The organism is Roseovarius nubinhibens ISM (assembly GCF_000152625.1).
Taxonomy (GTDB): Bacteria; Pseudomonadota; Alphaproteobacteria; order Rhodobacterales; family Rhodobacteraceae; genus Roseovarius; species Roseovarius nubinhibens.
This window is the reverse complement of sequence record NZ_CH724156.1, coordinates 3,368,537-3,391,602: the sequence shown is the minus strand read 5'-3', so window position 1 is coordinate 3,391,602 and position 23,066 is coordinate 3,368,537. Positions and strand designations below refer to the sequence as shown.

Annotated in this window: 25 protein-coding genes and 1 tRNA gene; 14 read left to right on the top strand and 12 right to left on the bottom strand. The window is 64.6% G+C overall.

Annotated features, from left to right (window positions below):
• Window positions 1-54: 54 nt before the first annotated feature.
• On the top strand, window positions 55-330 hold the full coding sequence (locus tag ISM_RS16320) for a glycine zipper 2TM domain-containing protein (protein WP_009815306.1): 276 nt from the start codon (window positions 55-57) through the stop codon (window positions 328-330).
• Between the two features lie 145 nt (window positions 331-475).
• On the opposite strand, the gene eno is transcribed toward ISM_RS16320, so the two are convergent.
• From eno to xth, 3 genes are all read right to left on the bottom strand, one after another.
• Window positions 476-1,750: a phosphopyruvate hydratase gene (gene eno / locus ISM_RS16315; protein ID WP_009815305.1), complete on the bottom strand. Its 1,275-nt coding sequence runs from the start codon at window positions 1,748-1,750 to the stop codon at window positions 476-478.
• A 126-nt stretch (window positions 1,751-1,876) separates the two neighbouring features.
• The gene (locus tag ISM_RS16310; protein ID WP_009815303.1) at window positions 1,877-2,767 is read right to left on the bottom strand and encodes a DMT family transporter; all 891 of its coding nucleotides are present in this window, start codon (window positions 2,765-2,767) and stop codon (window positions 1,877-1,879) included.
• 20 nt (window positions 2,768-2,787) lie between these two features.
• Window positions 2,788-3,570 (bottom strand): exodeoxyribonuclease III, encoded by a 783-nt coding sequence (gene xth / locus ISM_RS16305; RefSeq protein ID WP_009815302.1) that lies wholly within the window; start codon window positions 3,568-3,570, stop codon window positions 2,788-2,790.
• Between the two features lie 413 nt (window positions 3,571-3,983).
• On the opposite strand from xth, the gene ISM_RS16300 reads away from it, so the two are divergent.
• Genes ISM_RS16300 through ISM_RS16290 form a run of 3 tightly spaced genes read left to right on the top strand, consistent with a single transcriptional unit; the run spans window position 3,984 to window position 6,628 of the window.
• Window positions 3,984-4,577 carry a DUF6749 family protein gene (locus ISM_RS16300; RefSeq protein WP_009815301.1) on the top strand — a complete coding sequence of 198 codons (594 nt, stop codon included), beginning with the start codon at window positions 3,984-3,986 and terminating at the stop codon, window positions 4,575-4,577.
• A gap of 60 nt (window positions 4,578-4,637) precedes the next feature.
• Window positions 4,638-5,720, top strand: coding sequence for a DUF6902 family protein (locus tag ISM_RS16295; protein WP_009815300.1), 1,083 nt, complete (start codon window positions 4,638-4,640; stop codon window positions 5,718-5,720).
• The gene (locus ISM_RS16290) at window positions 5,717-6,628 is read left to right on the top strand and encodes a DMT family transporter (RefSeq protein WP_009815299.1); all 912 of its coding nucleotides are present in this window, start codon (window positions 5,717-5,719) and stop codon (window positions 6,626-6,628) included. The genes ISM_RS16295 and ISM_RS16290 overlap by 4 nt, the downstream gene beginning before the upstream one ends.
• A 34-nt stretch (window positions 6,629-6,662) precedes the next feature.
• Here ISM_RS16290 and ISM_RS16285 read toward each other — a convergent pair whose 3' ends face one another.
• On the bottom strand, window positions 6,663-6,986 hold the full coding sequence (locus tag ISM_RS16285) for a HesB/IscA family protein (RefSeq protein WP_009815298.1): 324 nt from the start codon (window positions 6,984-6,986) through the stop codon (window positions 6,663-6,665).
• Window positions 6,987-7,056: 70 nt separating this feature from the next.
• Here ISM_RS16285 and ISM_RS16280 point away from each other — a divergent pair, with 70 nt between their 5' ends.
• From ISM_RS16280 to ISM_RS16245, 8 genes are all read left to right on the top strand, one after another.
• Entirely contained in the window at window positions 7,057-8,235 is a 1,179-nt protein-coding gene (locus ISM_RS16280) for a deoxyguanosinetriphosphate triphosphohydrolase (protein ID WP_276525080.1), read from the top strand.
• Window positions 8,226-10,124: a cation:proton antiporter gene (locus ISM_RS16275; RefSeq protein WP_009815296.1), complete on the top strand. Its 1,899-nt coding sequence runs from the start codon at window positions 8,226-8,228 to the stop codon at window positions 10,122-10,124. The genes ISM_RS16280 and ISM_RS16275 overlap by 10 nt, the downstream gene beginning before the upstream one ends.
• A gap of 54 nt (window positions 10,125-10,178) precedes the next feature.
• Window positions 10,179-11,924 carry an arginine--tRNA ligase gene (gene argS, locus ISM_RS16270; protein WP_009815295.1) on the top strand — a complete coding sequence of 582 codons (1,746 nt, stop codon included), beginning with the start codon at window positions 10,179-10,181 and terminating at the stop codon, window positions 11,922-11,924.
• Between the two features lie 79 nt (window positions 11,925-12,003).
• Complete coding sequence (locus tag ISM_RS16265) at window positions 12,004-12,924, top strand: SPOR domain-containing protein (RefSeq protein WP_009815294.1); 921 nt, start codon at window positions 12,004-12,006, stop codon at window positions 12,922-12,924.
• Entirely contained in the window at window positions 12,900-13,910 is a 1,011-nt protein-coding gene (gene nagZ / locus ISM_RS16260) for a beta-N-acetylhexosaminidase (protein WP_009815293.1), read from the top strand. Before ISM_RS16265 ends, nagZ begins: the two co-directional genes overlap by 25 nt.
• 24 nt (window positions 13,911-13,934) lie before the next feature.
• On the top strand, window positions 13,935-14,744 hold the full coding sequence (locus ISM_RS16255; RefSeq protein WP_009815292.1) for a segregation and condensation protein A: 810 nt from the start codon (window positions 13,935-13,937) through the stop codon (window positions 14,742-14,744).
• Entirely contained in the window at window positions 14,741-15,469 is a 729-nt protein-coding gene (scpB, locus tag ISM_RS16250; protein ID WP_009815291.1) for an SMC-Scp complex subunit ScpB, read from the top strand. The genes ISM_RS16255 and scpB overlap by 4 nt, the downstream gene beginning before the upstream one ends.
• 89 nt (window positions 15,470-15,558) lie before the next feature.
• On the top strand, window positions 15,559-15,774 hold the full coding sequence (locus ISM_RS16245) for a hypothetical protein (protein WP_009815290.1): 216 nt from the start codon (window positions 15,559-15,561) through the stop codon (window positions 15,772-15,774).
• A 43-nt stretch (window positions 15,775-15,817) separates the two neighbouring features.
• Here the strand turns inward: ISM_RS16245 and ISM_RS16240 are convergent, their stop codons facing one another.
• The 8 genes from ISM_RS16240 to ISM_RS16205 all read right to left on the bottom strand — a co-directional run bounded on the left by ISM_RS16240 (window position 15,818) and on the right by ISM_RS16205 (window position 21,598).
• Window positions 15,818-16,891: a 2'-deoxycytidine 5'-triphosphate deaminase gene (locus tag ISM_RS16240; RefSeq protein WP_009815289.1), complete on the bottom strand. Its 1,074-nt coding sequence runs from the start codon at window positions 16,889-16,891 to the stop codon at window positions 15,818-15,820.
• Window positions 16,892-16,943: 52 nt separating this feature from the next.
• A tRNA-Pro gene (locus ISM_RS16235) sits at window positions 16,944-17,020 on the bottom strand.
• 67 nt (window positions 17,021-17,087) lie between these two features.
• Complete coding sequence (locus ISM_RS18055; RefSeq protein WP_009815288.1) at window positions 17,088-18,125, bottom strand: MerR family transcriptional regulator; 1,038 nt, start codon at window positions 18,123-18,125, stop codon at window positions 17,088-17,090.
• Window positions 18,126-18,139: 14 nt separating this feature from the next.
• Window positions 18,140-18,442, bottom strand: a complete 303-nt coding sequence (gene ihfA / locus ISM_RS16225; RefSeq protein ID WP_083780943.1) for an integration host factor subunit alpha — start codon at window positions 18,440-18,442, stop codon at window positions 18,140-18,142.
• A 99-nt stretch (window positions 18,443-18,541) separates the two neighbouring features.
• A complete protein-coding gene (locus ISM_RS16220; protein ID WP_009815286.1) occupies window positions 18,542-19,516 on the bottom strand; it encodes a beta-ketoacyl-ACP synthase III in 975 nt (324 codons plus the stop codon).
• Between the two features lie 2 nt (window positions 19,517-19,518).
• Window positions 19,519-20,646 (bottom strand): phosphate acyltransferase PlsX, encoded by a 1,128-nt coding sequence (plsX, locus tag ISM_RS16215; protein ID WP_198011674.1) that lies wholly within the window; start codon window positions 20,644-20,646, stop codon window positions 19,519-19,521.
• Window positions 20,647-20,671: 25 nt separating this feature from the next.
• A complete protein-coding gene (gene rpmF, locus ISM_RS16210) occupies window positions 20,672-20,878 on the bottom strand; it encodes a 50S ribosomal protein L32 (protein ID WP_009815284.1) in 207 nt (68 codons plus the stop codon).
• Between the two features lie 168 nt (window positions 20,879-21,046).
• Complete coding sequence (locus tag ISM_RS16205) at window positions 21,047-21,598, bottom strand: YceD family protein (protein WP_156783422.1); 552 nt, start codon at window positions 21,596-21,598, stop codon at window positions 21,047-21,049.
• Window positions 21,599-21,688: 90 nt separating this feature from the next.
• On the opposite strand from ISM_RS16205, the gene ISM_RS16200 reads away from it, so the two are divergent.
• Together ISM_RS16200 and ISM_RS16195 are read left to right on the top strand one after the other, a co-directional pair.
• Window positions 21,689-22,144 carry an outer membrane protein assembly factor BamE gene (locus ISM_RS16200; protein ID WP_009815282.1) on the top strand — a complete coding sequence of 152 codons (456 nt, stop codon included), beginning with the start codon at window positions 21,689-21,691 and terminating at the stop codon, window positions 22,142-22,144.
• 117 nt (window positions 22,145-22,261) lie between these two features.
• Window positions 22,262-22,993 carry a GNAT family N-acetyltransferase gene (locus tag ISM_RS16195; protein WP_009815281.1) on the top strand — a complete coding sequence of 244 codons (732 nt, stop codon included), beginning with the start codon at window positions 22,262-22,264 and terminating at the stop codon, window positions 22,991-22,993.
• The last annotated feature ends 73 nt before the right edge of the window (window positions 22,994-23,066 follow it).

The window sequence follows — 23,066 nt, the reverse complement described above, 5'->3', positions numbered from 1 at the left end:
CGGGGGCTTGCGTTGAGGGACAGACAACGAAACGCAAGGCGAAAGGAATTTGTCATGACCAAGATCGTACATATGATCGCAGGGACGTCGATGCTGGTGCTGGGGGCTTGTGAAAACATGACCTCTGATCAGCGCACCGTGGCCGGTGTGGCCGGTGGGGCCGCTGCTGGCCTGATCACTGCCGAGGCTCTGGGAGCGGATGATGACTGGCGGCTGATCTCGGCGCTGGCCGGTGCGGCGGCCGGTACGGTCGTGGCCCAGAACAACCAGCGCAATGTCTGCGCCTATTCGCGCGGCAATGGCACCTATTACGAGGCGCCGTGCCCGTAATCCGGGGATTGGTTTAGGTTTGAGTTCCACCGAAGAAGGGGTGCGCCGGGAGCGCGCCCCTTTTTTGTTTGGGCGAAGGGCGGACATGAAAAAGGCGCGCGGGGGGCCGCGCGCCTTGGGGTGTTTTGGGGGGCGTGATCCGCGCTTAGCGCAGGATCGAGCGGCCCGCGTAGATGGCGGTGTCGCCCAGCATTTCCTCAATGCGGATGAGCTGATTGTATTTCGCCAGCCGGTCCGAGCGGGCGAGGCTGCCGGTCTTGATCTGGCCGCAGTTGGTGGCGACGGCGAGATCGGCGATGGTCGCGTCTTCGGTTTCGCCCGAGCGGTGCGACATGACATTGGTCATCCGGGCGCGGTGGGCCATTTCGACGGCGCGCAGGGTTTCGGTCAGGCTGCCGATCTGGTTGACCTTGACCAGCATCGAGTTGGCGGCGCCGCGTTCGATGCCTTCGGCGAGGCGGGTGGGGTTGGTGACGAAGAGATCGTCGCCGACCAGCTGCACCTTGTCGCCCAGCGCCTCGGTCAGGGCGATCCAGCCGTCCCAGTCATCCTCGGCCATGCCGTCCTCGATCGAGATGATCGGGTAATCGGCGACCAGCGCCTTGAGGTAGTCGACATTTTCCTGCGAACTCAGGGTCTTGCCTTCGCCGGAGAGGACATATTTGCCGTCCTTGAAATATTCGGTGGCGGCGCAATCGAGCGCGAGATGGATGTCGTCGCCGGGCTTGTAGCCGGCTTTCTCGATGGATTTCAGCACGAAATCAAGCGCTTCGCGGGTCGAGGCGATGTTCGGGGCAAAGCCGCCTTCGTCGCCGATGCCGGTGGAGAGGCCGGCGGCGGAGAGCTCTTTCTTGAGCGTGTGGAAGACCTCGGCGCCCATGCGGACCGCGTCGCGGATGTTCTCCGCCGAGGTCGGCATGATCATGAATTCCTGGATGTCGATCGGGTTGTCGGCATGTTCGCCGCCGTTGATGATGTTCATCATCGGCACCGGCAGGACGCGGGCCGAGGTGCCGCCGACATAGCGGAAGAGCGGCTGGGCGCAGAAATCCGCGGCGGCCTTGGCGGTGGCGAGCGAGACACCGAGGATGGCGTTGGCACCGAGGCGGGATTTGTTGTCGGTGCCGTCGAGCTCGATCATCGCTTCGTCGATGGCGACCTGTTCGGCGGCGTCAAAGCCCAGGAGCGTGTCGGCGATCTCGCCATTGACGGCGGCGACGGCCTCGAGCACGCCCTTGCCCATGTAGCGGCTCTTGTCGCCATCGCGGCGTTCGACCGCCTCGTAGGCGCCGGTGGAGGCGCCCGAGGGGACGGCGGCGCGGCCCATGGTGCCGTCTTCGAGGATCACGTCGACCTCGACGGTGGGGTTGCCCCGGCTGTCGAGGATTTCGCGGGCGTGGATGTCGATAATCGTGCTCATGGGGCAATTCCTGAATAACCAGTGTTGCCCGTTCAGTAGCAAAGAACCGGTGAAAAGGGAACCGGATATGTTATCGCTAACACGACGATTTGCGAGGAGATTGCGCCGATGATGCCGGTAACGGTTTTACGTCGGTTTCACGGCGGTATCGCGGCTGCGCCTCTTGAGCCGCTGTTCACGCAGAATCGTATAGAGGCCGGAGCCGATGATGATGGCCGAGCCGAGCAGCGTCCAGGCGTCGGGGCGTTCGCCAAAGGCGATGATGCCGATGGCCAGCGCCACCAGAAGCCGGCTGTAGCGGAAGGGCGAGATGAAGGAGACATCGCCGACGCGGTTGGCGGCCACCACGGCGTAATAGCCGGTGCAGCCGGCGACGAGCGCGCCGCCGAGCGGCCAGAGCGGAAAGCCCGCAGGCAGGAGCGGCTCGCCCCCCATCAGCAAGAGCCCGAGACCGGAGAGCGCGATGGTGGCAAAGGCATAGGTCGAGATCTGCATCGAGGTGACGCTCGGCGGGGCGCGGCGGGTGGCGAGATCGCGCAGGGCGAGGGCAAAGACCGCCGTCAGCGCCCAGAGCGAGGCAAAGTTGAACCCGTCGAACCCGGGGCGGATGATCATCAGCACGCCGAGAAACCCCACGGCGATGGCGCTGTAGCGGCGCCAGCCCACGGTTTCGCCCATGAAGAGCGCGGCGGCCAGCGTCACGGCGAGCGGGTTGGCCTGAAGGATTGCGGAGACGAGCGACAGATCGGCCATGGAGAGCGCGGTGACAAAGCCGATGGCGGCGATCAGTTCGCCCAGATTGCGCAGCAGGATCGGTTTCGAGACGAGGGCGCGGGTGACGACGGGCTGCCCCTGCAGGGCGCTGGCAAGGGCAAAGATCACCGTGCCGCCGAGCCCCAGCAGCATCAGGATATGGCCGATATGGAGATCGGCCGCCATGTATTTGATGAAGGCGTCTTCAAAGGCGAAACCCGTCATGGCGAGAACCATGAGAAGCGCACCGCGCAGATTGTCCATTGCTCAGGCTTTCAGAGGGCTCAGATGTCGAGCGTGATCCAGATCGGAACGTGATCCGAGGGCTTGTCGCCGCCGCGCACATGTTTGTCGATCTGACAATCGGTGAGGCGGTCGGCGCATTGCGGGCTCAGCAGGAAATGGTCGATGCGGATGCCGTCGTCGCGGTTCCAGGCACCGGCCTGATAGTCCCAGAAGGTGTAATGGCCGGGGCCTTGGGTGCGGGCGCGGAAGGCCTCGGTCAGGCCGAGATTGACGATCCGGCGATAGGCGGCGCGGCTTTGCGGCAGGGCGAGCGCATCTTCGCGCCAGGCCTCGGGGCGTTTGGCATCCTCGTCTTGCGGGATGATGTTGTAATCGCCGGCCATGAGGAAGGGCTCTTCCAGCGCGAGAAGCGCCTCGGCGCGGGCCTGAAGCCGTTCCATCCAGGCGAGTTTGTAGTCGTATTTCGGCCCCGGCGCGGGGTTGCCATTGGGCAGGTAGAGGCCGCAGAGCCGCAGCGCGCTGTGGTCGCCAATGACCGTCGCTTCGATATAGCGGGCCTGTTCGTCGGCGTCGTCGCCGGGCAGGCCGCGGGTCACATCCTCGAGCGGCAGTTTCGACAGGATGGCGACGCCGTTGAAGCTCTTCTGGCCGTGGGTTTCGACCTGATAGCCACGCTCTTCGAAGATCTCGCGCGGGAAGTTTTCATCGACGGATTTGATTTCCTGAAGGATGGCGACATCGGGCTGGGCCTCGTCGAGCCATGCGGGCAGGGCGTCGATCCGGGCCTTGATGCCGTTGATGTTGAAACTGGCGATTTTCATACCCGGTCCTCCGCGATGCACTGGCCCTCTATCGCGTGTTCGTCGGGTGGGGGCAAGCGTTGTGCGCAAACTCTGGGGTCGCGAGAGGGCGCCGCGGAGCCCGTGCATGAGCGCGCGAATCGGACGTGGCGGATTCCCGGAGCTTCGCTGCGCGCTCAGGGCGATACCCGTATGGGTTGAGGTCGTTTCCATATGAGAAACGCAGAGATTCTATCCACAGGCAAAATATTTTCCCCGACGTCAGCCTCGGGGGGCGGGCGGAAACTCCTGATCCGGGGGGCAGGATTGCGCGGCGAAGTTGAACAATTCACAGGGCTGTGGATAAAACTTTAGCGTTAAAATCTTCGTAGACAAACCCGTTTAGCGTGTGCGGCAGTTAGGCATCTGCAACCTTGATCCGGGGAGATCGAAAGATGACCGCACAACTTAAGCATGAAGTGACTGTGACCAGCCCGCGCCGCGTGGAGCGCGTGGAAAGCCTGCATGATGGCAGCTCTGTTGAGGCCTTTACCTCGTCCCTCGGCCCGGTGATGGCGGGTGATGCGCTGATGGGTGACGCGGTGGAAATGTTCACCTCGAGCCTGGCACCGATGGCGACCTCGGCCCGTGATGGCGATGCGGTGGAAATGTTCACCTCGAGCCTCGCACCGATGACGACCTCGGCCCGTGACGGCGATGCGGTGGAAATGTTCACCTCGAGCCTCGCGCCGATGGCGACCGAAGCCCGTGACGGCGATGCGGTCGAGATGTTCACCTCGAGCCTGGCGCCGATGGCGACCGAAGCCCGTGATGGCGATGCGGTTGAGATGTTCACCTCGAGCCTCGCGCCGATGGCGACCGAAGCCCGTGACGGCGACGCGGTCGAGATGTTCACCTCGAGCCTCGCGCCGATGGCGACCGAAGCCCGTGATGGCGACGCGGTCGAAATGTTCACCTCGAGCCTCGCACCCTCGGCCAGCAAGACCCGCGATGGCGATGCCGTGGCGCTCTTCACCTCGAGCCTCTGATCGAGATTTGACGCAACCGGAACGGGGCATTTGCCCCGGCCAGCCGACAAGGAAAGACCCATGCATAATGTTGTCCGACTGAATGTCCCGTTCCGGCAAACCTCTGCGGCGGCGCGTCAAGGCGCGCTGGTCCGCAATTTCGCCGAGGACCGGCGGGGGCGCGAGGATGTGTTCTGGCTCAAGGAGAATGCCGAGATCCTGAACGTTCTCGAGACCACCGGCGCGACGCTCGGCCCCGAGGCGCTGGCGCTGCATCAGCCGGGCTATGAGCAGCTTGAGGCGCGGCTTGGGTTTTTTCCGCAATATTACCGGTTTCACCTGTCGATGTGCCTCGATCTCGAAGATCTGGGCTTTGGCGGCGACAAGGGCGCGCGCCTGGCGGAATGGGTCGCGGCGCAGGGCTTGGCCGAGGCGGAGCTGTCGGATTTGCAGCGGGCCGAGGCGCGGCGTCTGTGCCTGCGGCGCGGGGTTGATCCGCTGGCGGGCGAGGGGGCGGCGCTCGAGGCGCGGCTTCGGGCCTTTGCCGGGCGGTCGCAGACCTTTGCCATGCCCAACAAGAAGGCGGCCTATGAGCTGACCCATATCATTTTCTACCTGTCGGAATATGGGCGCGTCGATCCGCAGATCGATGCCGCCATGCATGACAGTCTTATCTTTGCAGGAACACTGGCCTTTCTCGATTTCAACGCCGATCTGCTGGCGGAAATCTGCATCGCGCTGCGCTTTGCCGGGGAAGAGCCACCCGAGGTCTGGGACATCTGGCTGCGCCAACAACTGCGCTGTTTCTCCCTGGTCCCGGACGAGGCCGCACCTTTGGCGGACGACTATCACGAGTATCTGATGTTGAATTGGTATTTGTCTCTGACGGGGCTGGGCGGTTTTGCCGACCAGGTGCCCGAGGGGCGCGTGGTTTTCCGTCGGGTGCGGCCGCTTTCCGGCCCCTTGCGGGAATTGTCGGAATGCATCTATGCCATGGGCAACACCCGCAGCGGCGACTGGCCCAAGATGCGCGAAACGGTGTCGGCGCGGCTGTCGCAGGAGGCGCAGGCGGCGATTGCCGCAGCCGAGGCGGCCACCGGGCAGTTCGATGCGTTTTTCCACGGGTTTTCGCGGGTCGGTCTGCAGATGGAGCTGCGGGCATGAGCGCCGGGGTGCTGCGTAGCGCGCTGCCGCTCGGCGTGGCGATGGTCGCGCTCTATACTTTGCTGATTTCGAGCGCCGACGCGATCACCAAGCTTTTTGCCCATGGCTATGCCGCGCCGCAGCTCTTCGCGCTGTCGGGGCTGATGGTGGCGGGGCTGGCCTATGGGGCCAATCGGCGCGGCGGGACGAGGCGCGGGATGCGCACCCATTGCCCGCGTGCGATGGCGCTGCGGGTGGCGGCGACGGTGGCCGGGTCGGTGGCATTTTACTATGCCTTCCGGCTCTTGCCCTTTGCGGAGGTGTTTTTGTTCATCGCGCTCATTCCTCTGGTGACGGCGCTCTTGTCAGGGCCGGTTCTGGGCGAGGCGGTGCGGCCGCAGGCCTGGGCGGCGCTGGGCCTTGGCGCGGTGGGGGTGATGTGTCTTTTTCCCGCCGGGCTCAGCGATATCGGGCTGGGGCATCTGGTGGCGCTGGCGGCGGTGCTTCTGGGCTGTGTGTCGATGATGGCGTCGCGCTATATCGGGCTGCGCGATGACAATATTCTGGCGCAGGTGTTTTATCCCAATCTCGGCCTCGGTCTGGTGATGGCCGCGGCCTTGCCGTTCGTCTGGCAGCCGATGGGGTTTGGGGATCTGGCGCTGGCGATGCTCTATGCCGGGGTGCTCTTTGGGGCGCGGTGGGTGTTGGTGGCGGCGTTTCGGATGATGCCGGCCTATGTGGTGACGCCGCTGATGAACCTGCAGTTCGTCTGGATGGTGCTGTTGGGCGCGGTGGCCTTTGGCGAGATGCCGGCGCTCACCGTCTATATCGGGGCCGCGATCATCATGGTGGCGGGCGGTTGGCTCATCTGGGATCAGAGCCTGCCACAGCGCCGCGCGGCACAGGCCAGTGCGGTGCCCGCCGAATGACGCGCACCTTTATCAAACCCTAATAATAGGGTGATTACATAGAGAAGGACGTGCCGCAGCCGCAGGAGCTGCTGGCGTTGGGGTTGTCGATGATGAACCGCGCGCCAATCAGTTCCTCGGTAAAGTCGATGGTCGCCCCAGTGAGAAAGGGCAGCGACACGGCATCGACCACGACCCGTTCGCCCTGACCCTCGAGCACGAGGTCATCGGCCTCGGGCGCGTCGAGCTTGATCTCATATTGAAAGCCGGAACAGCCGCCGCCTTCGACCGCGACGCGCAGGGCCTGACCCTGGGCGCCGGCGCCGATCTCGGCGAGGCGTTCAAAGGCGCGGTCGGTGACTTTGGGAGGCAGTTGCATGGTTTTCGGCCCGTAAGCTTTGTTTGTCCGTCGCTTTGCAATATATGAAGGGCAGAACGGGGCGACAAGGATCAATGAGAAGATGACGGCAGTCTATGCGGCACAGCCGATGGCCGCGCGCGGGCGTCTTGTGCCCGAGGAGGAGAGCGCGTTTCGCTCGTGTTTTCAGCGGGATCGGGACCGGATCATTCATTCGAGCGCCTTTCGCAGGCTCAAACACAAGACGCAGGTCTTTGTCGAACATGAGGGCGATTATTTCCGCACGCGGCTCACCCATTCGATCGAGGTGGCGCAGGTGGCGCGGACAATCTCCGGCGCGCTGGGCCTCAATGCCGAGCTGACCGAGGCGGTGGCGCTGGCGCATGATCTGGGTCACACGCCCTTTGGGCATACCGGCGAGGATGCGCTCGACGCCTTGATGCAGCCCTATGGCGGGTTCGACCATAATGCGCAGGCGGTGCGCATCGTGACCTCGCTCGAGCGGCATTATGCAGAGTTCGACGGGCTCAACCTCACCTGGGAGACGCTGGAGGGGATTGCCAAGCACAATGGCCCGGTGCTCGGCGATCTGCCCTATGCGCTGGCGGAATATGATGCGCGCCATGATCTCGAGCTGCACACCCATGCGAGCGCCGAGGCGCAGGTGGCGGCGCTGGCCGATGACATCGCCTATAACAATCACGATCTGCATGATGGGTTGCGCGCCAAGCTCTTTACCGAAGAGGAGCTCTTGGAGCTGCCCATCGTGGGGCCGTGTTTCCGCGAGGTGGATGCGGCCTATCCGGGCTTGGGCCGGGTGCGGCGGCGGCATGAGGCGCTGCGCCGGGTGTTTGGTGTCATGGTTGGCGATGTGATCGAGACGTCGCGCGCCACGCTCAGCCAGTCGGGTGTTGTGAGTTCTCAGGAGATCCGCGATCTCGGGCGGCCGGTGATCCGGTTTTCCCAAGATCTCTGGGCCGAGCTGCAGGTGATCCGCAAGTTTCTCTTCACCCGGATGTACCGCGCGCCGAGCGTCATGGTGATGCGGGCGGAGGTCACGAAAGTGGTCGAGGACCTGTTTCCGTTCTATATGGAGCGCAACGAGTTCCTTCCGAAGGACTGGCAGGAAGATGTGGCGCGGGCCAAGGATGAGACCGCGATGGCACGTCTGGTGGCCGATTATATCGCAGGAATGACAGACAGGTATGCCTACCAAAGCCATGCACGGTTCTTTGGGGGCACAGGTAACGAGGAACGCGCATGGCGGTAGAGACAGCGGTGGCCGAGGGGCTCAGCCCGGTGATGGCCTTTGCCCTGGTCGGGGGCATCGGGGTGGGGGCGCAATGGCTCGCCTGGCGGCTCAGGATGCCGGCCATTGTGCTGATGCTCGGGGCCGGTCTGGTAATCGGGCCTTTGCTCGGTCTGTTCGATCCGGGGCGCGATATCGGGCCGCTGATGCAGCCGATGATTTCCATCGCGGTGGCGATCATCCTCTTCGAAGGCGGTCTTACCCTCAATTTCCACCATCTGCGCAGTGCCGCCGAAGGCGTGCGGCGGCTGGTGGTGGTGGGCGCGCCTTTGGGCTGGCTTCTGTCGACCTTGGCGCTGCGCTATGTGGCGGGGCTCAGCTGGGAGGCGTCGCTGGTGTTCGGCGGCATCATGATTGTCACCGGGCCTACGGTGATCGCGCCGCTTCTGCGGCAGGCGCGGTTGCCGCGAAGGCCGGCGCAGCTCTTGCATTGGGAGGCGATTGTCAACGATCCCATCGGGGCGCTGGCGGCGGTTCTGGCCTTTGAGATGATCCTCGTGATGCGGGCGACCGAGACCATGGGCGATGCGGTGCTCGATCTGGTGTTGGGCATTTCGCTCGCCACTGCGCTTGGCATTGCCGGGGGCTGGGGCGTGGTGCGGGCCTTTCGCCGGGAGCTGGTGCCGCAATATATGAAAGTGCCGCTGCTGTTTGCCATGGTGCTCGGGGTTTTTGCGCTCTCTGATGGGATGCTGCATGAGAGCGGTCTTTTGGCGGTGACGGTGATGGGGCTCTGGATCGCCAATGCCGAGCTGCCGAGCTATGACGAGCTGCGTCGGTTCAAGGAACATGCGACGATCCTTCTTGTGTCGGGCGTTTTCGTGGTGCTCGCCGCCTCGCTCAAGCCCGAGACGCTGATGGCGCTCGATTGGCGGACCGGGGCCTTTGTGGTGGTGGTCATTCTGGTGGTGCGGCCGGCGACGGTGCTGGTGTCGTTTCTCGGGACCAAGCTGCCGATGAACGAGCGGCTCTTGGTCGGGTTCACCGGGCCGCGCGGCGTGGTTCTGGTGGCGGTGGCGGGGCTGTTTGCCCAGCGTCTCTATGCCGACGGGGTCGAGGATGCGGCGCGGCTCACGCCGATTGCCTTTGCGCTGGTGGCGGCGACGGTGATCCTGCACGGGTTCACCATGTCGCCGATGGCCCGCGCGCTTGGGCTCAGCGCGGCGCAGGTGCCCGGGGTGCTCATCGCCGGGGGGTCGCGGTTTGCGGCCTCTTTCGGGCTGGCGCTCAAGCGGCTCGAGGTGCCGGTTCTGGTGGCGGACAGCAATCGCACGCGGCTGCGCAGTGTGCGCGAGGCGGGGCTGCCGATTTTCGTCGGCAACATCCTGTCGGAGGCGGCGGAGCATGGGGTCGAGTTCATCAGCTATGGGCGGATCGTGGCGCTCAGCGACAATGACGCGCTCAACACGCTGATCACCACCGATCTCGCGCCGGAGTTCGGCCATGAGAATGTCTATCAGCTCAAACCCGCGAAACAGGAGCAGCGGCGGCATGCGATGCCGGTGACGCTCGGTGGGCGGAGCTATTGCGACGGGCTGAGCTATCTCGAGATTGGCCGGCGGATGGGCGAGGGCTGGGAGGTGCAAGTTCTCGAATGGGGTCTCGACGACGGCCCCGATCTGGAGAGCTGGCGGGCGGCGAACCCTGATGCGGTGGTCTTGGCCGAGGTCAAGCCGGGGCGTGATATTCGGCTCATCGCGGAAGAGATGGAGCCCAATGGCACGGCGGGCTGGCATCTCGTTTATTTCGCGCCGATGGCCGAGGAGGCGTCCGACGCAGCGTCCGAGGAGGCATCAGAGGCCCCGGCAGAGCCGACACCGGCAGACGCGGTCAAGCCATCATCCGATTGACGCGGGCGGTGGCAGTGGTAAACCCGGCGCGATGATCAAAGAGGCGCAAGAGATATGAACCTGTTCACCGAAATCCGCGGCACCGTGATTGCCGCGCTCGAGGCGATGATGGACGCCGATACCCTGCCTGCAGGGCTGGACCTGTCCAACGTGGCGGTCGAGCCGCCGCGCGATCCGCTGCATGGGGACATGGCGACCAATGCCGCGATGGTGCTGGCCAAGCCTGCCGGGCTCAAGCCGCGCGACATTGCCGAGGATCTGGCGGCGCGTTTGGCCGACGACCCGCGCATCGCGAGTGCCGAAGTGGCGGGGCCGGGGTTTCTCAACCTGCGGCTGGCGCCGGGGCAATGGCATGAGGTGCTGCGCGCGGTGCTCGCGGCGGGGCCGGATTTTGGCCGCTCGACCATGGGGCAGGGGCGCAAGGTCAATGTGGAATATGTCAGCGCCAACCCGACCGGGCCGCTGCATGTGGGGCACACGCGGGGCGCGGTCTTTGGTGATGCGCTGGCGAGCCTTCTCGATTTCACCGGCCATGAGGTGACGCGCGAATATTACATCAATGATGGCGGGGCGCAGGTTGATGTGCTCGCGCGGTCGGTCTATCTGCGCTATCTCGAGGCGCATGGGCAGGAGGTCGCCTTTGAAGATGGCACCTATCCCGGCGATTACCTCATTCCGGTGGGCGAGGCGCTCAAATCCGAGGTGGGCGATGCCTATGTCGGTCAGCCCGAGGAGGTCTGGCTCGAGAAGGTGCGCGAGTTTGCCACCGAGAAGATGATGGGGCTCATTCGTGAGGATCTCAAATCGCTCGGCGTCGAGATGGACGAGTTCTATTCCGAAAAGTCGCTCTATGGCACGGGCCGCATCGAGGCGGCGTTGGCCGAGCTCGAGAGCAAGGGGCTCATCTATGAAGGGGTTCTCGAGCCGCCGAAGGGCAAGAAGCCCGAGGATTGGGAGCCGCGCGAGCAGACGCTCTTTAAGAGCACTGAGCATGGTGACGATGTAGACCGGCCGGTCAAGAAATCCGACGGGGCCTGGACCTATTTCGCGCCCGATATCGCCTATCACTATGACAAGGTGAGCCGTGGCTTTGACGCGCTGATCGACGTGTTCGGGGCCGATCATGGCGGCTATGTCAAACGGATGAAGGCGGCGGTGTCGGCGCTCTCGGACGGGCGGGTGCCGCTCGACATCAAGCTGTGCCAGCTGGTCAAGCTCTACAAGAATGGCGAGCCGTTCAAGATGTCGAAACGGGCGGGCACCTTTGTCACGCTGCGCGACGTGGTGGATATGGTCGGCGCGGATGTGACGCGGTTCCATATGCTCACCCGCAAGAACGATGCGCCGCTCGATTTCGATTTCGATAAGGTGGTCGAGCAGTCCAAGGACAACCCGGTGTTTTACGTGCAATATGCCAATGCGCGGGTGTCGTCGGTGCTGCGTAAGGCGGCGGAGGCGGGGATTGCCGCCGATGATGCGACGCTGGCCAAGGCCGATCTGTCGATCCTGAGCCATGAGGCCGAGCTCACGCTGGCGCGCAAGATCGCCGAATGGCCGCGCCTCGTCGAGATTGCCGGGCGCACCAATGAGCCGCATCGCGTGGCCTTCTACCTCTATGATCTGGCCAGCGATCTGCATGCGCTGTGGAACCGGGGCCATGACGAGCCGGGGCTTCGCTTCCTGCAAGAGGGCGATGCGGCCACATCACAGGCAAAAATCGCGCTGGCGCGGGCGGCGACCGTTGTTATTTCGGCCGGGCTTGGTATTCTGGGCGTAACTCCGGTGGAAGAGATGCGCTAAGACATCCTGCACAATCGCCGGGGCGTGAGGCGGAAACGTCCCGGCGGCCATGTATCGTCGGGAAAACAAGAGGCGAGACATGGCACAGATGCAGGCGCCGCGGCCGATGGCCGCGACCCCGGAGCAGCACCCGGGACATCCTCTGGAAAAAGCAACCTATCTGGTGGGCGCGGCCCTCTCGCTTGGGTTGGTTGTCGGTATGGTGGTCTGGGGCGTCAATATGATGACCCGCGATCTCAGCGGTGTGCCGGTCATTCAGGCCTCGAAAGGCCCGATGCGCATTCAGCCCGAAGATCCCGGTGGCCAGCAGGCCCGCAACCAGGGCCTGTCGGTCAATGATGTGGCGGCAGTGGGTACGGCGGCAGCGCCGGCGGACCGGCTTGTGCTGGCGCCCGAGCCGCTCGATCTGACATTCGAAGAAGTGCCGGCTGGCACGGCGCCGGGGGCGGTTGTCCGCACGACGCCGGCGGCCCCGGCGAAATCCGTCAAGGACATGAGCGAGGCGGAAATTCTGGCGCTGGCCGAGAGCCTCGCCGAAGGCGCCGAGCCGCTTGAGACGCTGCAACCGGCGAGCCTCGCGGTGGAGACTGAAGAGGCAGAGCCTGTGGCGGCGCTGGCGACAGATGGGCTGGCCCGGTCGCTGCGCCCCTTGGCGCGGCCTGCGGCGCTGCGGCAGGTGGCCTCGGCCGAGCCCGGTGTGGCGGCGACCGCCGCCGGATCGCAGGGTGTCGATCCCGAGAGCATCCCGGTGGGCACGCGGCTGGCGCAGCTTGGCGCCTATAAGAGCGAGGCGATTGCCCGCGAGGAATGGGCGCGGCTCGAGGCGCGGTTTGGCGATTACCTCGACGGCAAGAACCGGGTGATCCAGAAGGCGACCAGCGGCGGGCGGACCTTCTATCGCCTGCGCGCCATGGGGTTCGATGATCTGGCCGAGGCGCGGCGGTTCTGTTCCGCGCTGGTGGCGGAACGGGCCGAGTGCATCCCGGTGGTGACGCGGTGAGCCGGTTCGGCGCGACGATCCTCGATGCCAGCGGCACCAAGCTCAGCCACGAGGAAAAGGCCTTCTTTCGCGAGGCGGACCCGTTCGGGTTTATCCTCTTTGGCCGCAATATCGAGACGCCCGAGCAGGTCCATGCGCTGACTTCGGAGATGCGCGAGGCGGTGGGGCGCGACGCGGTCATCACCATCGATCAGGAAGGCGGCCGTGTGCAGCGGCTGCGCCCGCCGCATTGGACGGGCTGGGACGCGCCTCTGGACGAGGTGCGCCGGGCCGGGCCGAAGGCGGCAGAGGCGATGCGCCTGCGCTACCGGATCATGGCCGAAGAGCTGCGGGCGCTGGGCGTCGACAGCAATTGTGCGCCGCTCGTTGATGTGATCGCCGAGGCGACCCATGAGTTTCTCACCGACCGCTGCTATGGCGATGCGCCGGATGCGGTGGGCGAGATTGGCGCGGCGGTGGCCGAAGGGCTTTTGGCCGGTGGGGTTCTGCCGGTGGTCAAACATATTCCGGGCCATGGCCGGGCGAGCTGTGACAGCCATCTCGAGCTGCCGCGCGTGGCGGCCAGTGCCGAGGATCTGCGGGCGGTGGATTTCGCGCCTTTCGCGCGGCTCGCCGATCAGCCGATGGCGATGACGGCGCATGTGGTCTATGAGGCGCTGGATGATCTGCCCGCCACCCTGTCGCCCAAGGTAATCGGGATGATCCGCGACGAGATCGGCTTTGATGGGCTTTTGATGACCGATGACATCAGCATGAAGGCCCTGAACGGCACGCCCGAGGAGATTTCGCGCGCCTCGCTCAAGGCGGGCTGTGACGTGGTGCTCTTGTGCAATGCCGATCTGGCGACGCGGGCGATCGTGGCCGAGGCCTCGGGGCGGATGAGCCCGGCGGCGCAGGCCCGGGCCGAGGCGGCGATGGCACGGCGGCAGGTGGCCTGCGAGGTTGACATTCGCGCCCTGAAGGCCAAGCTGGCAGAATTGCAGTAGCGCCGGGAGGCCAAGTCGCCAGACGTGTCCGACAACCTCTTTCACGAGATCGAACAGGATGAGCGCAGCCGCGTTGCCGAACGGGTGGCGGCAGAGGCGCTTATCGTCGATGTGGACGGGTATGAAGGGCCGCTCGACCTGCTGCTGACGCTGAGCCGGACGCAGAAGGTCGATCTGCGCAAGATCTCGATCCTGCAGCTGGCCGAGCAATATCTCAAATTCGTTGAAAAGGCGCGCGAGCTGCGGATCGAGCTGGCGGCGGATTATCTGGTGATGGCGGCCTGGCTCGCCTTTCTCAAATCGCGGCTTCTGCTGCCGCCCGATCCGTCGGAGGATGGCCCGTCGGGCGAAGAGCTTGCAGCGCATCTGGCGTTTCAGCTCGAGCGGCTGCAGGCGATGCGCGATGTGGCGGCGCGGCTCATGGCGCGGTCGCGGCTCGGGCGGGACTTCTTTGCGCGCGGCATTCCCGAGACGATGGAGCGGGTGCGCAAGGTGACCTATACCGCGACGCTTCTCGATCTCATGCAGGGCTATGCGCGGATCAGGACCAAGGACGAGTTTCGGCCCTATGCGCTCGACCGCGAGTCGATCTTTTCGCTCGAAGAGGCGCTCGAGCGGATGCGCAGCCTGATCGGCTTTGCCGGCGACTGGATGGATATTTCGAGCTATATGCCCAAAGGGTTTGGCACCGATCCCGCCAAGCGGCGGTCGGCCACCGCCTCGACCTTTGCGGCGGCGCTTGAGCTGGCCAAGGAGGGCAAGCTCGAGATCAAGCAATCCGAGGTCTTTGCGCCGATCCAGGTGCGGCGGCGGAAGGAAGAGGACGGAAGATGAGCGAGACAGGTCCGCAGGACGACCAGAGCGAGGCCACCCTGTCGCCCGAGGACGCGGGCACAGAAGAGGAGGCGCGGGGCGAGAGCCTCTTTGAAGCGCCGCCCATCGCGGAACAGGAGCGCATGGTCGAGGCCATTTTGTTTGCCAGCGCCGAGCCGGTGACGGTGAACGAGCTCAACGCGCGGATGCCCCATGGCAGCGACGCGGCGGAGGCGCTGGTCTATCTCAAGAAACGCTATGAGGGGCGGGGGGTGGCGCTGGCCAAGGTCGGCGATGCCTGGGTGTTTCGCACCGCACCCGATCTCGGCTTTCTCATGCAGCGCGAGACGGTGGAGACCCGCAAGCTCAGCCGGGCGGCGATCGAGACGCTGGCGATCATCGCCTATCATCAGCCGGTGACCCGCGCCGAGATCGAAGAGATCCGCGGCGTGTCGGTGAGCCGGGGCACGATTGATCAGTTGCTCGAGATGGAATGGATCCGGTTCGGGCGGCGCAAGATGACACCGGGGCGGCCGATCACCTTTGTGGTGACGCAGGATTTTCTGGCGCATTTCGGGCTCGAGAGTGCGCGCGATCTGCCGGGGCTCAAGGAGCTGCGGGCGGCGGGGCTTCTCGACAACCGTCCGCCGCCGTCGTCGATGCCGGGGCTGCCGGATGGCGAGGATGACGAGGATGACGGGGCCGGGATCGCGGCCGAGGATCAGGGCGATATGTTCGAGGCGTGAGAGCGCCGCACCGAATGCCCTGAAAACGCCAAGATCCGCCCCTATATTGGGTGTAACGGTTGGCCGAAGGGCCGAGAGGAGTGTGAGCGATGAATATGAACCAAGTGATCAATATGGTGATCCGGCAGGTCATGCGCCGGGTGATCAACAAGGGCGTCAGCACCGGCATCGATGTGGCGTCGCGCAAGTTCGGCAGCAAGGATGCGCCGGAGCCGGGGGCCAAGCCCAATGCGCCCGACAGCGCGGCCACGCAGCAGCGGGCCAAGCAGACGATGCGCATGGCGCGGCGTATCGGGCGGATGTGAGCGGGCGGGCTGCCTGTTCTCGGCCGCCTGTCCCTCGCCGTCCTTAGCTGCGGAAATGTTTTGAAAGCTTGAGGCCCTGGCCCTGATAGTTTGAGGCCAGCGCCGCGCCGTAGAGCGTCTTTGGCGCGCTGGCCATGCGCTCATAGATGAGCCGGCCGACAACCTGCCCATGTTCGAGCACGAAAGGCGCGTCGTGACAGCGCACTTCGAGCACCCCGCGCGAGCCGGCGCCGCCGGCCTCGGCATAGCCAAAACCGGGGTCGAAAAACCCCGCGTAATGCACCCGGAATTCACCAACCATGGCGAGATAGGGGGCCATTTCCGCCGCACAATCGGGCGGGATCGAAATCGCCTCGCGGCTCACCAGAATATAGAAAGCGCCGGGATCGAGGATGATCCGGCCCTTGGTGGTGCGCATCTCTTCCCAGTAATCCGCCGGGTCGTAGTGACCGAGCTTGGCGAGGTCGATGACGCCGGTGTGCCGCTTGGCCCGGTAGCCCACGAGATCGCCGGAGCGGGGCCGCAGATCGACCGAAAAGCCGAGCCCGTCGGAGATCACCGGCGTGTCCGAGACGATGGGCGTGCGGGCGTGGACTGCGCGCAGCTCGTCATCCGAGAGCATGGTGCGGCCCTGGCGAAAGATGATCTGGGTCAGGGTCTGGCCGGGCTGGGCCACGACCGAAAAGCTCTGGGGGCAGATTTCGGCATAGAGCGGCCCGTCATAGCCGTCCTGCACGCGGTCGAACTCGACCCCTTGATCGGTGATCACCCGGGTCATGAGATCGAGCCTGCCGGTTGAGCTCTTGGCGCTGGCGGCGGCGGTCATTCCTTGCGGCAGGCGGAGCCGTTCCATCAGCGGCACGACATAGACGCAGCCCTTTTCGAGCACCGCGCCGCCGTCGAGCGAGATTTCATGCATGGTGAGATCGGAGAGCCGGTCGGTGACCGTGTTGCCCTGACCCGGCAGGAAGGAGGCCCGCACGCGGTAGGCCCGTTCCCCGAGGCGCAGATCGAGCGAGGCTGGCTGCACCTGACCCGGTTCGACCGGGACGGAGGCGGCGATGCCGCCGTCGGTGATCATCTGGCTGATCTGGTGATCTGCAAGCACACCGGTCATGGTCGGTCCTTTCCGTTACAACGGATCGGGCGGGTTAGGTGGGGTGGTTTTATGGTCGGGCTAGCAGGACTCGAACCTGCGACCTTCCGTCCCCCAGACGGACGCGCTACCAGGCTGCGCCATAGCCCGAACTCAGTGCAGGCTTCATACCGTTTTTGAAACCGAGCACAAGGGGGTTTTGCCAAAAAGGCGGCACTCATTTGCGAGAATTGGCTTTCGTCGACGGAAAGCGCCGGACGCGGTCGAGAAGGACGCTCAGATCAGAGCTCTGTCCGGCGAGGCGCGCCCGGTCGAGCGTGCTGAGCGCGCTCAGCGGGCCGGGGGCGGCGGCGATCGTGTCGGCGGGATCGTCGGGCAGGGTGATCGACCGCGGGCGCGGGACGGCGGGGCGTTTGGGGGCTGGTGTGGTCGCTGTGGGGTCTGGCGCAGGTGCCTCGAGCGCGGGGTCTGCGGCGTCTGTGGGGGCCTCAGGAGGTGTCGCGGTGGGCGTCTCTGCGGGCATCTCTGCGGGCGTCTCGGTCGGCGCTTCTGTGACTGGGGCTGTGTCTGCGCTGCTAACGTCGCTGCTGTCGTGGCTGGCCGTGTCTTGCTGGGCAGGCTCGGCGCTGGCGGCCTCGGCCATGGAGGGCGCTTCGGGCGTCTCTTCTGTCTCTGTGGGCGATTCTGTGGTCGTGGGCGTCCTAGCGGCGGGCGGCGTTGTCTCGGGGGGCTGACCTTCGGGAGAGTGCGCGGCTGGTGGCGCGTCCGATGCCGTAGCGGCGGGGGTGTCTACCGGGGCCGCCTCGGGCGTCTCAGTGGGCGATGCCTCTTCGGGGTCGCTCGGCTGCGCAGGGCTTGCGGCGTCGCTGTCGTCAGAAGGGGGGGCTTCGGCATTGTCGTCGCGGCTAAAGCTCAGCACCTTGGCCGTTTCCGGCGCGGCGGGCGCGGTGGCTGGGATCTCGACGGGATCGTCGTCGCTGTCGAGCGGCAGCGACAGGGCGGCCACATGTTTGATGCCCTGTTCGCGCAGGAGTTTCTGCACGCCCTTGATGGTCATCCCATCGTCATGCAGCAATTTTCGGATGCCGCCCAGAAGGCGCATATCGGCGGGGCGGTAATAGCGGCGGCCGCCCGCGCGTTTGACCGGTTTGACCTGGCTGAACTTGCTTTCCCAAAAGCGCAGAACATGGGCGGGAACGCCCAGCCAATCGGCGACTTCGCTGATGGTGCGGAAGGCGTCTGCGGATTTGGGCATCGGCTCGGTCCGCCTTAGCGTTTGTTGCCGGCCGCCACGCGCTCTTTCATCAGGTGAGAGGGGCGAAAGGTCAGCACGCGGCGTGGATCGATCGGCACTTCGGTTCCGGTCTTGGGGTTACGCCCCATGCGGGCCGATTTCTGGCGCACGGAAAAGGTGCCGAAAGATGAAATCTTGACCTGTTCCCCGCGCACCAGCGCGTCGGACATATGGTCGAGCACGCTTTCCACCAGTTGGGCGGAATCGTTGCGCGACAAACCGACTTCGCGGAAAATCGCCTCGCTCAGGTCCATGCGTGTCAGTGTGGTTTCGCTCATGTCGTCCCCCTGGATGCTTTGGATAACATTGCGGGGAAGTATTAAACGAGTCAATATCAACCACTTGGAAGTGGCTGTTTAAGCGGGATTTCTCAGGTTTTACCAGCGCAGAACCACGGAACCCCAAGCCAAACCGCCGCCAATCGCCTCGGACAGCACCAGATCGCCGCGTTTGATCCGGCCCTCGGCCACGCCCACCGACAGCGCCAGCGGGATCGACGCGGCGGAGGTGTTGCCATGGTCCTGCACCGTCAGAACGACGCGGTCCATCGACAGGCCGAGCTTGCGCGCGGTGCCGGAAATAATGCGGATATTGGCCTGATGCGGTACGATCCAGTCGACTTCCGAGCTCAGCAGACCAGCCTTTTCCAGCGAGGTTTCGGCGGTGGAGGCGAGCTTTTCCACGGCTTGGCGGAAGAGCTGATTGCCCTGCATCCGCAGCTTGCCCGCGGTGCCGGTGGTGGAGACGCCGCCATCGACATAGAGCATGTCCTTGTAGCGCCCGTCGGAATTGAGATCGGTGGCAAGAATGCCGCGGTCTTCCTTGGTGCCGACGCCCTCTTCGGCGCCGAGGATCAGCGCGCCGGCGCCATCGCCGAAGAGCACGCAGGTGGAGCGGTCTTCCCAATCCATGATTCGACTGAAGGTTTCGGCGCCGATGACCAGCACGCGGCGGGCCTGACCCGAGACAATGAGCGCGTTGGCGTTGCACAGCGCATAGATGAACCCGGCGCAGACGGCCTGAACGTCGAAGGCAAAGCCCTGGGTCATGCCGAGGCGGTTTTGCACCATGGTGGCGACCGAGGGAAAGGTCAGGTCCGGGGTCGAGGTGGCGACGAGTACGCAATCGATATCGTCAGGCTCGAGCCCGGCATTGGCGAGCGCGGCCTTGGAGGCGGCGAGCGCCAGATCGGAGGTGGTTTCATGTTCGGCGGCGAAATGACGCCGTTCGATGCCCGAGCGCGTTCTGATCCATTCGTCCGACGTGTCGAGAAACTCCTCGAACCAGGCGTTCTCGACAATCCGATCGGGCAGGTAATGGCCGACACCTTCGACAACGGCGCGCAGGGTCATGTTCAGTTACTTTCTTTGGTCACAGCGTCATCATCGCTGTCGTCGTCATCGCCGTCGCCATAGCGCGACGGCAGGTTGGCCGAGGCCACACGCGCGGCCAACCTATCGGAAAACCCGCTCTCGGCAAGTTGAAAGGCCAGCTTGATCGCGGCGGCGACGCCGGTGGCGTCGGCCGAGCCGTGGGATTTGACCACCGTGCCGTTGAGGCCGAGGAAGACGCCGCCATTGACGCGGCGCGGGTCGATCCGCTTTTTCAGCCGTTGCAGCGAGGTATAGGCCAGGAGCGAGGCGAGGCGTGACAGGGGCGAATATTGGAACGCGGCGCGAAGCTGTTCGGAGATCAGCGAGGCGGTGCCTTCGCCGGTCTTGAGCGCCACATTGCCGGTGAACCCGTCGGTGACGATCACGTCGCAGACATCGCTCGGCAGGTCGCGGCCTTCGACGAAGCCCACGAATTTGAACCCGGCCTGGCTCGCATTGGCAGCGATGAGATCATGCGCCTCCTTGAGCTCGGCCCGGCCCTTGTGTTCTTCGGTACCGACATTGAGCAGCCCGACGCGCGGATGTTCGAGGTTAAGACCGTTGCGCGCATAGGAGGTGCCCATCAGCGCATATTGCATGAGGTCCTTGGCATCGGCGCGGATATCGGCGCCGCCGTCCAGCAGCACGTTGAACCCTTGCGGGTTGCGCGAGGGCCAGAGCACGGCGATGGCGGGGCGGTAGATGCCCGCCAGACGGCGCAGGCGCAGCACCGAGAGCGCCATCAGCGCACCGGTATTGCCGCAGGAGACACAGACCGTGGCCTCGCCCGCGCGCACCGATTCCAGGGCCGACCACATGGAGGTGCCTTTGCCGTTGCGCATCACCTGGGCGGGCTTGTCCTCCATCGAGACGACATCGGCCGCATCGCGAATTTCGACGCGATCGGCCAAATGTTTGCGCCGCGCCACGAGCGGTTCAAGCTCGGCGCGGGGCCCGTGCAGGATGAATGCGAGATCCGGGTTTTTCTTGGCTGATTTCGCCAGCCCGCCGACAACGGCGGAGGGGCCACGATCGCCCCCCATGGCATCAACCGAGATAACGGTGCGCCCGGCACCCGCTTTGGATGAATTATCCGTCACAGCGGTCATGCGGCGGGCGCCCCTTATTTCGCGATTATGCCGCGTCGTCTTCCAGGTCGATATCGTCCGACATGGTCACAACTTCACGATCTGCATAATGGCCACAGGCCGCGCAGACGTGATGCGGGCGCTTGAGCTCACCGCAGTTGGGGCATTCGTTCGGGTTTTCGGCCACGAGCGAGTCATGTGCGCGACGGTTGTTGCGACGCGATTTCGATACTTTGTTCTGTTGGACAGCCATGTCACAACCTCAATTCCTGTGGGCCGCGAGGCCCGGTTTCACGATGTTTGGGCGGCTCTTACAGGGTTGCAGGCCACGCGTACACCCCAGATTCCGATGAGAGCGCGAAAATACAGCGAAATGCCGCCGGGGCAAGTGGAATTTTCGGCCGTCGAAACGGGGCGGGTCTCAGTCGTCCTTTTCCATTTTCTTGCGCAGTTCGGCAAGCCCTGCAAAGGGTTTTATCTTTTCATCGGTCAGCGGCTCGGCGCCTTTGGGGGCGGCGGTGGCCACGAGGGGATCCTCGGCGGTGGCGCGCGGGTAGGCGGGCAGGGCCAGCGACAGCTCCTCATGCAAGAGCGCGTCGAGGTCGATCACCTCGCCCAGAGGCTCGAGCGTGTCATCCTCGGGCATCTCGATCTCTTCGCCTTCGGGGGTTTGCAGCCCGCCGGCCACGTAAAGCCGCGACACGGGCGTGTCGATTCGGGTGGTCACCGGGGCGAGCGTGGCGACGCAGGGTTGAATGACCGTGGCGCCGAGACGGGCCTTGAGCCGCCAGTCGCGGCGGCCTTCGGAGGTGACTTCGCCCTCGAAAAGCACCTTGCGCAGATCCACGAGATCGAGCGTGCCGGCCAGGTCCTGCAGGGTTTGCGCGTCCGGCACGATGCGGAAGCGGTTGGGTTTGCGCTGCGAGAGCTCTGCGACCTTGAGCGTGCCTGTCATCGCGGTTCCTTCTGCCATCTGGGGCTGCTTCCTTTCTTGATCCTATGGACCTTGTTACTGTAAGCGGGATAAAAGGCGCATGAGGCCAAGATCAAGAGGGCAGCAATCATGAAGCATGAGTTTCGTTGGAAAACGGCCGTACTGGGGCTGTTTCTCATGCTGTCGACGGCGTGTACCACACTTTATCGCAATCATGGCTATGTGCCGCCCGAAGAAGAGCTGCAAAACATCGTGGTGGGCGTTGATACCCGTGCCACGGTGGATGATGTGGTCGGACCGCCCTCGACCGCCGGTGTGCTCAGCGATGGCAATTATTACTATGTTCGCAGCCGGGTGCGCCATTATGGGGCGCTGCGCCCGGAGGTGATCGAGCGGCAGGTGCTGGCGATCAGTTTCGATCAGGCCGACGTGGTGGCCAATGTCGAACGATTCGGGCTGCAAGACGGTCAGGTCGTTGTTCTGTCGCGCCGGGTCACCGACAGTTCGGTCGAAGGCAACGGGTTCCTGCGCCAAATGCTCGGCAATATCGGGCGTCTCGACCCGTCCACCCTGTTTGGCGGCTAAGCATTTTACGTAGCGTCACAGCGGTCCCCGGCGGCGGGGGCTGTCACCGCTTTGTCATTGCTTTTTGCCTAAACTCTCCCAACATCTTGTAGATGACCCAGGAGGGGGAGCCGGAGCATGTTGTTCAAGGGACGCTATAGCGCGCGAGAGGCCGAGAGCCCGGCGGATGTGATCCGGGCGCAGAGCCTGCGGGCCAAGGTGTTCGGCGGCGGGCGGTTCGATCTCGATGCCGATGATTACGACACGCGCTGTGCGCATATCCTTGTCGAGGAACGGGCGACCGGCGATCTCGTCTGCTGTTTCCGCTTCTTGCGATTGGACGATGGGCGCGACATTTCCCAGAGCTATTCGGCGCAGTTCTATGGGCTGGAGGCGCTGGAGAAATTTGCCGGGCCGATGGTCGAGATGGGGCGGTTCTGCATCGATCCGGCGCGGCGTGACCCGGATATCCTGCGCGTGGCCTGGGGCGCGATGACGCGCTATGTCGATGAGAACGGCATTGAGCTGTTGTTCGGGTGTTCGTCCTTTACCGGCACCGATGCGGATAACTACCTCGATACATTCGGTATTCTGAGCCAGCGGCATCTTGCGCCGCGGCGTTGGTTGCCGCGGGTCAAAGCGCCGAGCGTGGTGCGCTTTGCCCAGATGCTGCGGCTGCGCAGGCCCGATGCCAAGGCCGCGATGAAGCAGATGCCGCCCTTGCTCAAGACCTATCTGATGATGGGCGGCTGGGTCAGCGATCATGCGGTGGTCGACACCCATCTCAACACGCTGCATGTGTTCACTGGGGTCGAGATCAAGGCCATCCCGGCGAGCCGCAAGCGGCTGTTGCGGGCGGTGGCGCAGTAGCGCCATCCCGGTATCGGCCCGGTCCTGATCTGGCGCTGCGCGACGCCGCTTGACCTTGTCGCGCGGCGGGGAT

What these genes read in the sequence shown, in the direction of transcription:
- ISM_RS16320 (WP_009815306.1), top strand. Translation starts at nt 55, where the DNA reads ATGACCAAGATCGTACATATGATCGCAGGGACGTCGATGCTGGTGCTG.
- eno (WP_009815305.1), bottom strand. Translation starts at nt 1,750, where the DNA reads ATGAGCACGATTATCGACATCCACGCCCGCGAAATCCTCGACAGCCGG.
- ISM_RS16310 (WP_009815303.1), bottom strand. Translation starts at nt 2,767, where the DNA reads ATGGACAATCTGCGCGGTGCGCTTCTCATGGTTCTCGCCATGACGGGT.
- xth (WP_009815302.1), bottom strand. Translation starts at nt 3,570, where the DNA reads ATGAAAATCGCCAGTTTCAACATCAACGGCATCAAGGCCCGGATCGAC.
- ISM_RS16300 (WP_009815301.1), top strand. Translation starts at nt 3,984, where the DNA reads ATGACCGCACAACTTAAGCATGAAGTGACTGTGACCAGCCCGCGCCGC.
- ISM_RS16295 (WP_009815300.1), top strand. Translation starts at nt 4,638, where the DNA reads ATGCATAATGTTGTCCGACTGAATGTCCCGTTCCGGCAAACCTCTGCG.
- ISM_RS16290 (WP_009815299.1), top strand. Translation starts at nt 5,717, where the DNA reads ATGAGCGCCGGGGTGCTGCGTAGCGCGCTGCCGCTCGGCGTGGCGATG.
- ISM_RS16285 (WP_009815298.1), bottom strand. Translation starts at nt 6,986, where the DNA reads ATGCAACTGCCTCCCAAAGTCACCGACCGCGCCTTTGAACGCCTCGCC.
- ISM_RS16275 (WP_009815296.1), top strand. Translation starts at nt 8,226, where the DNA reads ATGGCGGTAGAGACAGCGGTGGCCGAGGGGCTCAGCCCGGTGATGGCC.
- argS (WP_009815295.1), top strand. Translation starts at nt 10,179, where the DNA reads ATGAACCTGTTCACCGAAATCCGCGGCACCGTGATTGCCGCGCTCGAG.
- ISM_RS16265 (WP_009815294.1), top strand. Translation starts at nt 12,004, where the DNA reads ATGGCACAGATGCAGGCGCCGCGGCCGATGGCCGCGACCCCGGAGCAG.
- scpB (WP_009815291.1), top strand. Translation starts at nt 14,741, where the DNA reads ATGAGCGAGACAGGTCCGCAGGACGACCAGAGCGAGGCCACCCTGTCG.
- ISM_RS16245 (WP_009815290.1), top strand. Translation starts at nt 15,559, where the DNA reads ATGAATATGAACCAAGTGATCAATATGGTGATCCGGCAGGTCATGCGC.
- ISM_RS16240 (WP_009815289.1), bottom strand. Translation starts at nt 16,891, where the DNA reads ATGACCGGTGTGCTTGCAGATCACCAGATCAGCCAGATGATCACCGAC.
- ISM_RS18055 (WP_009815288.1), bottom strand. Translation starts at nt 18,125, where the DNA reads ATGCCCAAATCCGCAGACGCCTTCCGCACCATCAGCGAAGTCGCCGAT.
- ihfA (WP_083780943.1), bottom strand. Translation starts at nt 18,442, where the DNA reads ATGAGCGAAACCACACTGACACGCATGGACCTGAGCGAGGCGATTTTC.
- ISM_RS16220 (WP_009815286.1), bottom strand. Translation starts at nt 19,516, where the DNA reads ATGACCCTGCGCGCCGTTGTCGAAGGTGTCGGCCATTACCTGCCCGAT.
- plsX (WP_198011674.1), bottom strand. Translation starts at nt 20,646, where the DNA reads ATGACCGCTGTGACGGATAATTCATCCAAAGCGGGTGCCGGGCGCACC.
- rpmF (WP_009815284.1), bottom strand. Translation starts at nt 20,878, where the DNA reads ATGGCTGTCCAACAGAACAAAGTATCGAAATCGCGTCGCAACAACCGT.
- ISM_RS16205 (WP_156783422.1), bottom strand. Translation starts at nt 21,598, where the DNA reads ATGGCAGAAGGAACCGCGATGACAGGCACGCTCAAGGTCGCAGAGCTC.
- ISM_RS16200 (WP_009815282.1), top strand. Translation starts at nt 21,689, where the DNA reads ATGAAGCATGAGTTTCGTTGGAAAACGGCCGTACTGGGGCTGTTTCTC.
- ISM_RS16195 (WP_009815281.1), top strand. Translation starts at nt 22,262, where the DNA reads ATGTTGTTCAAGGGACGCTATAGCGCGCGAGAGGCCGAGAGCCCGGCG.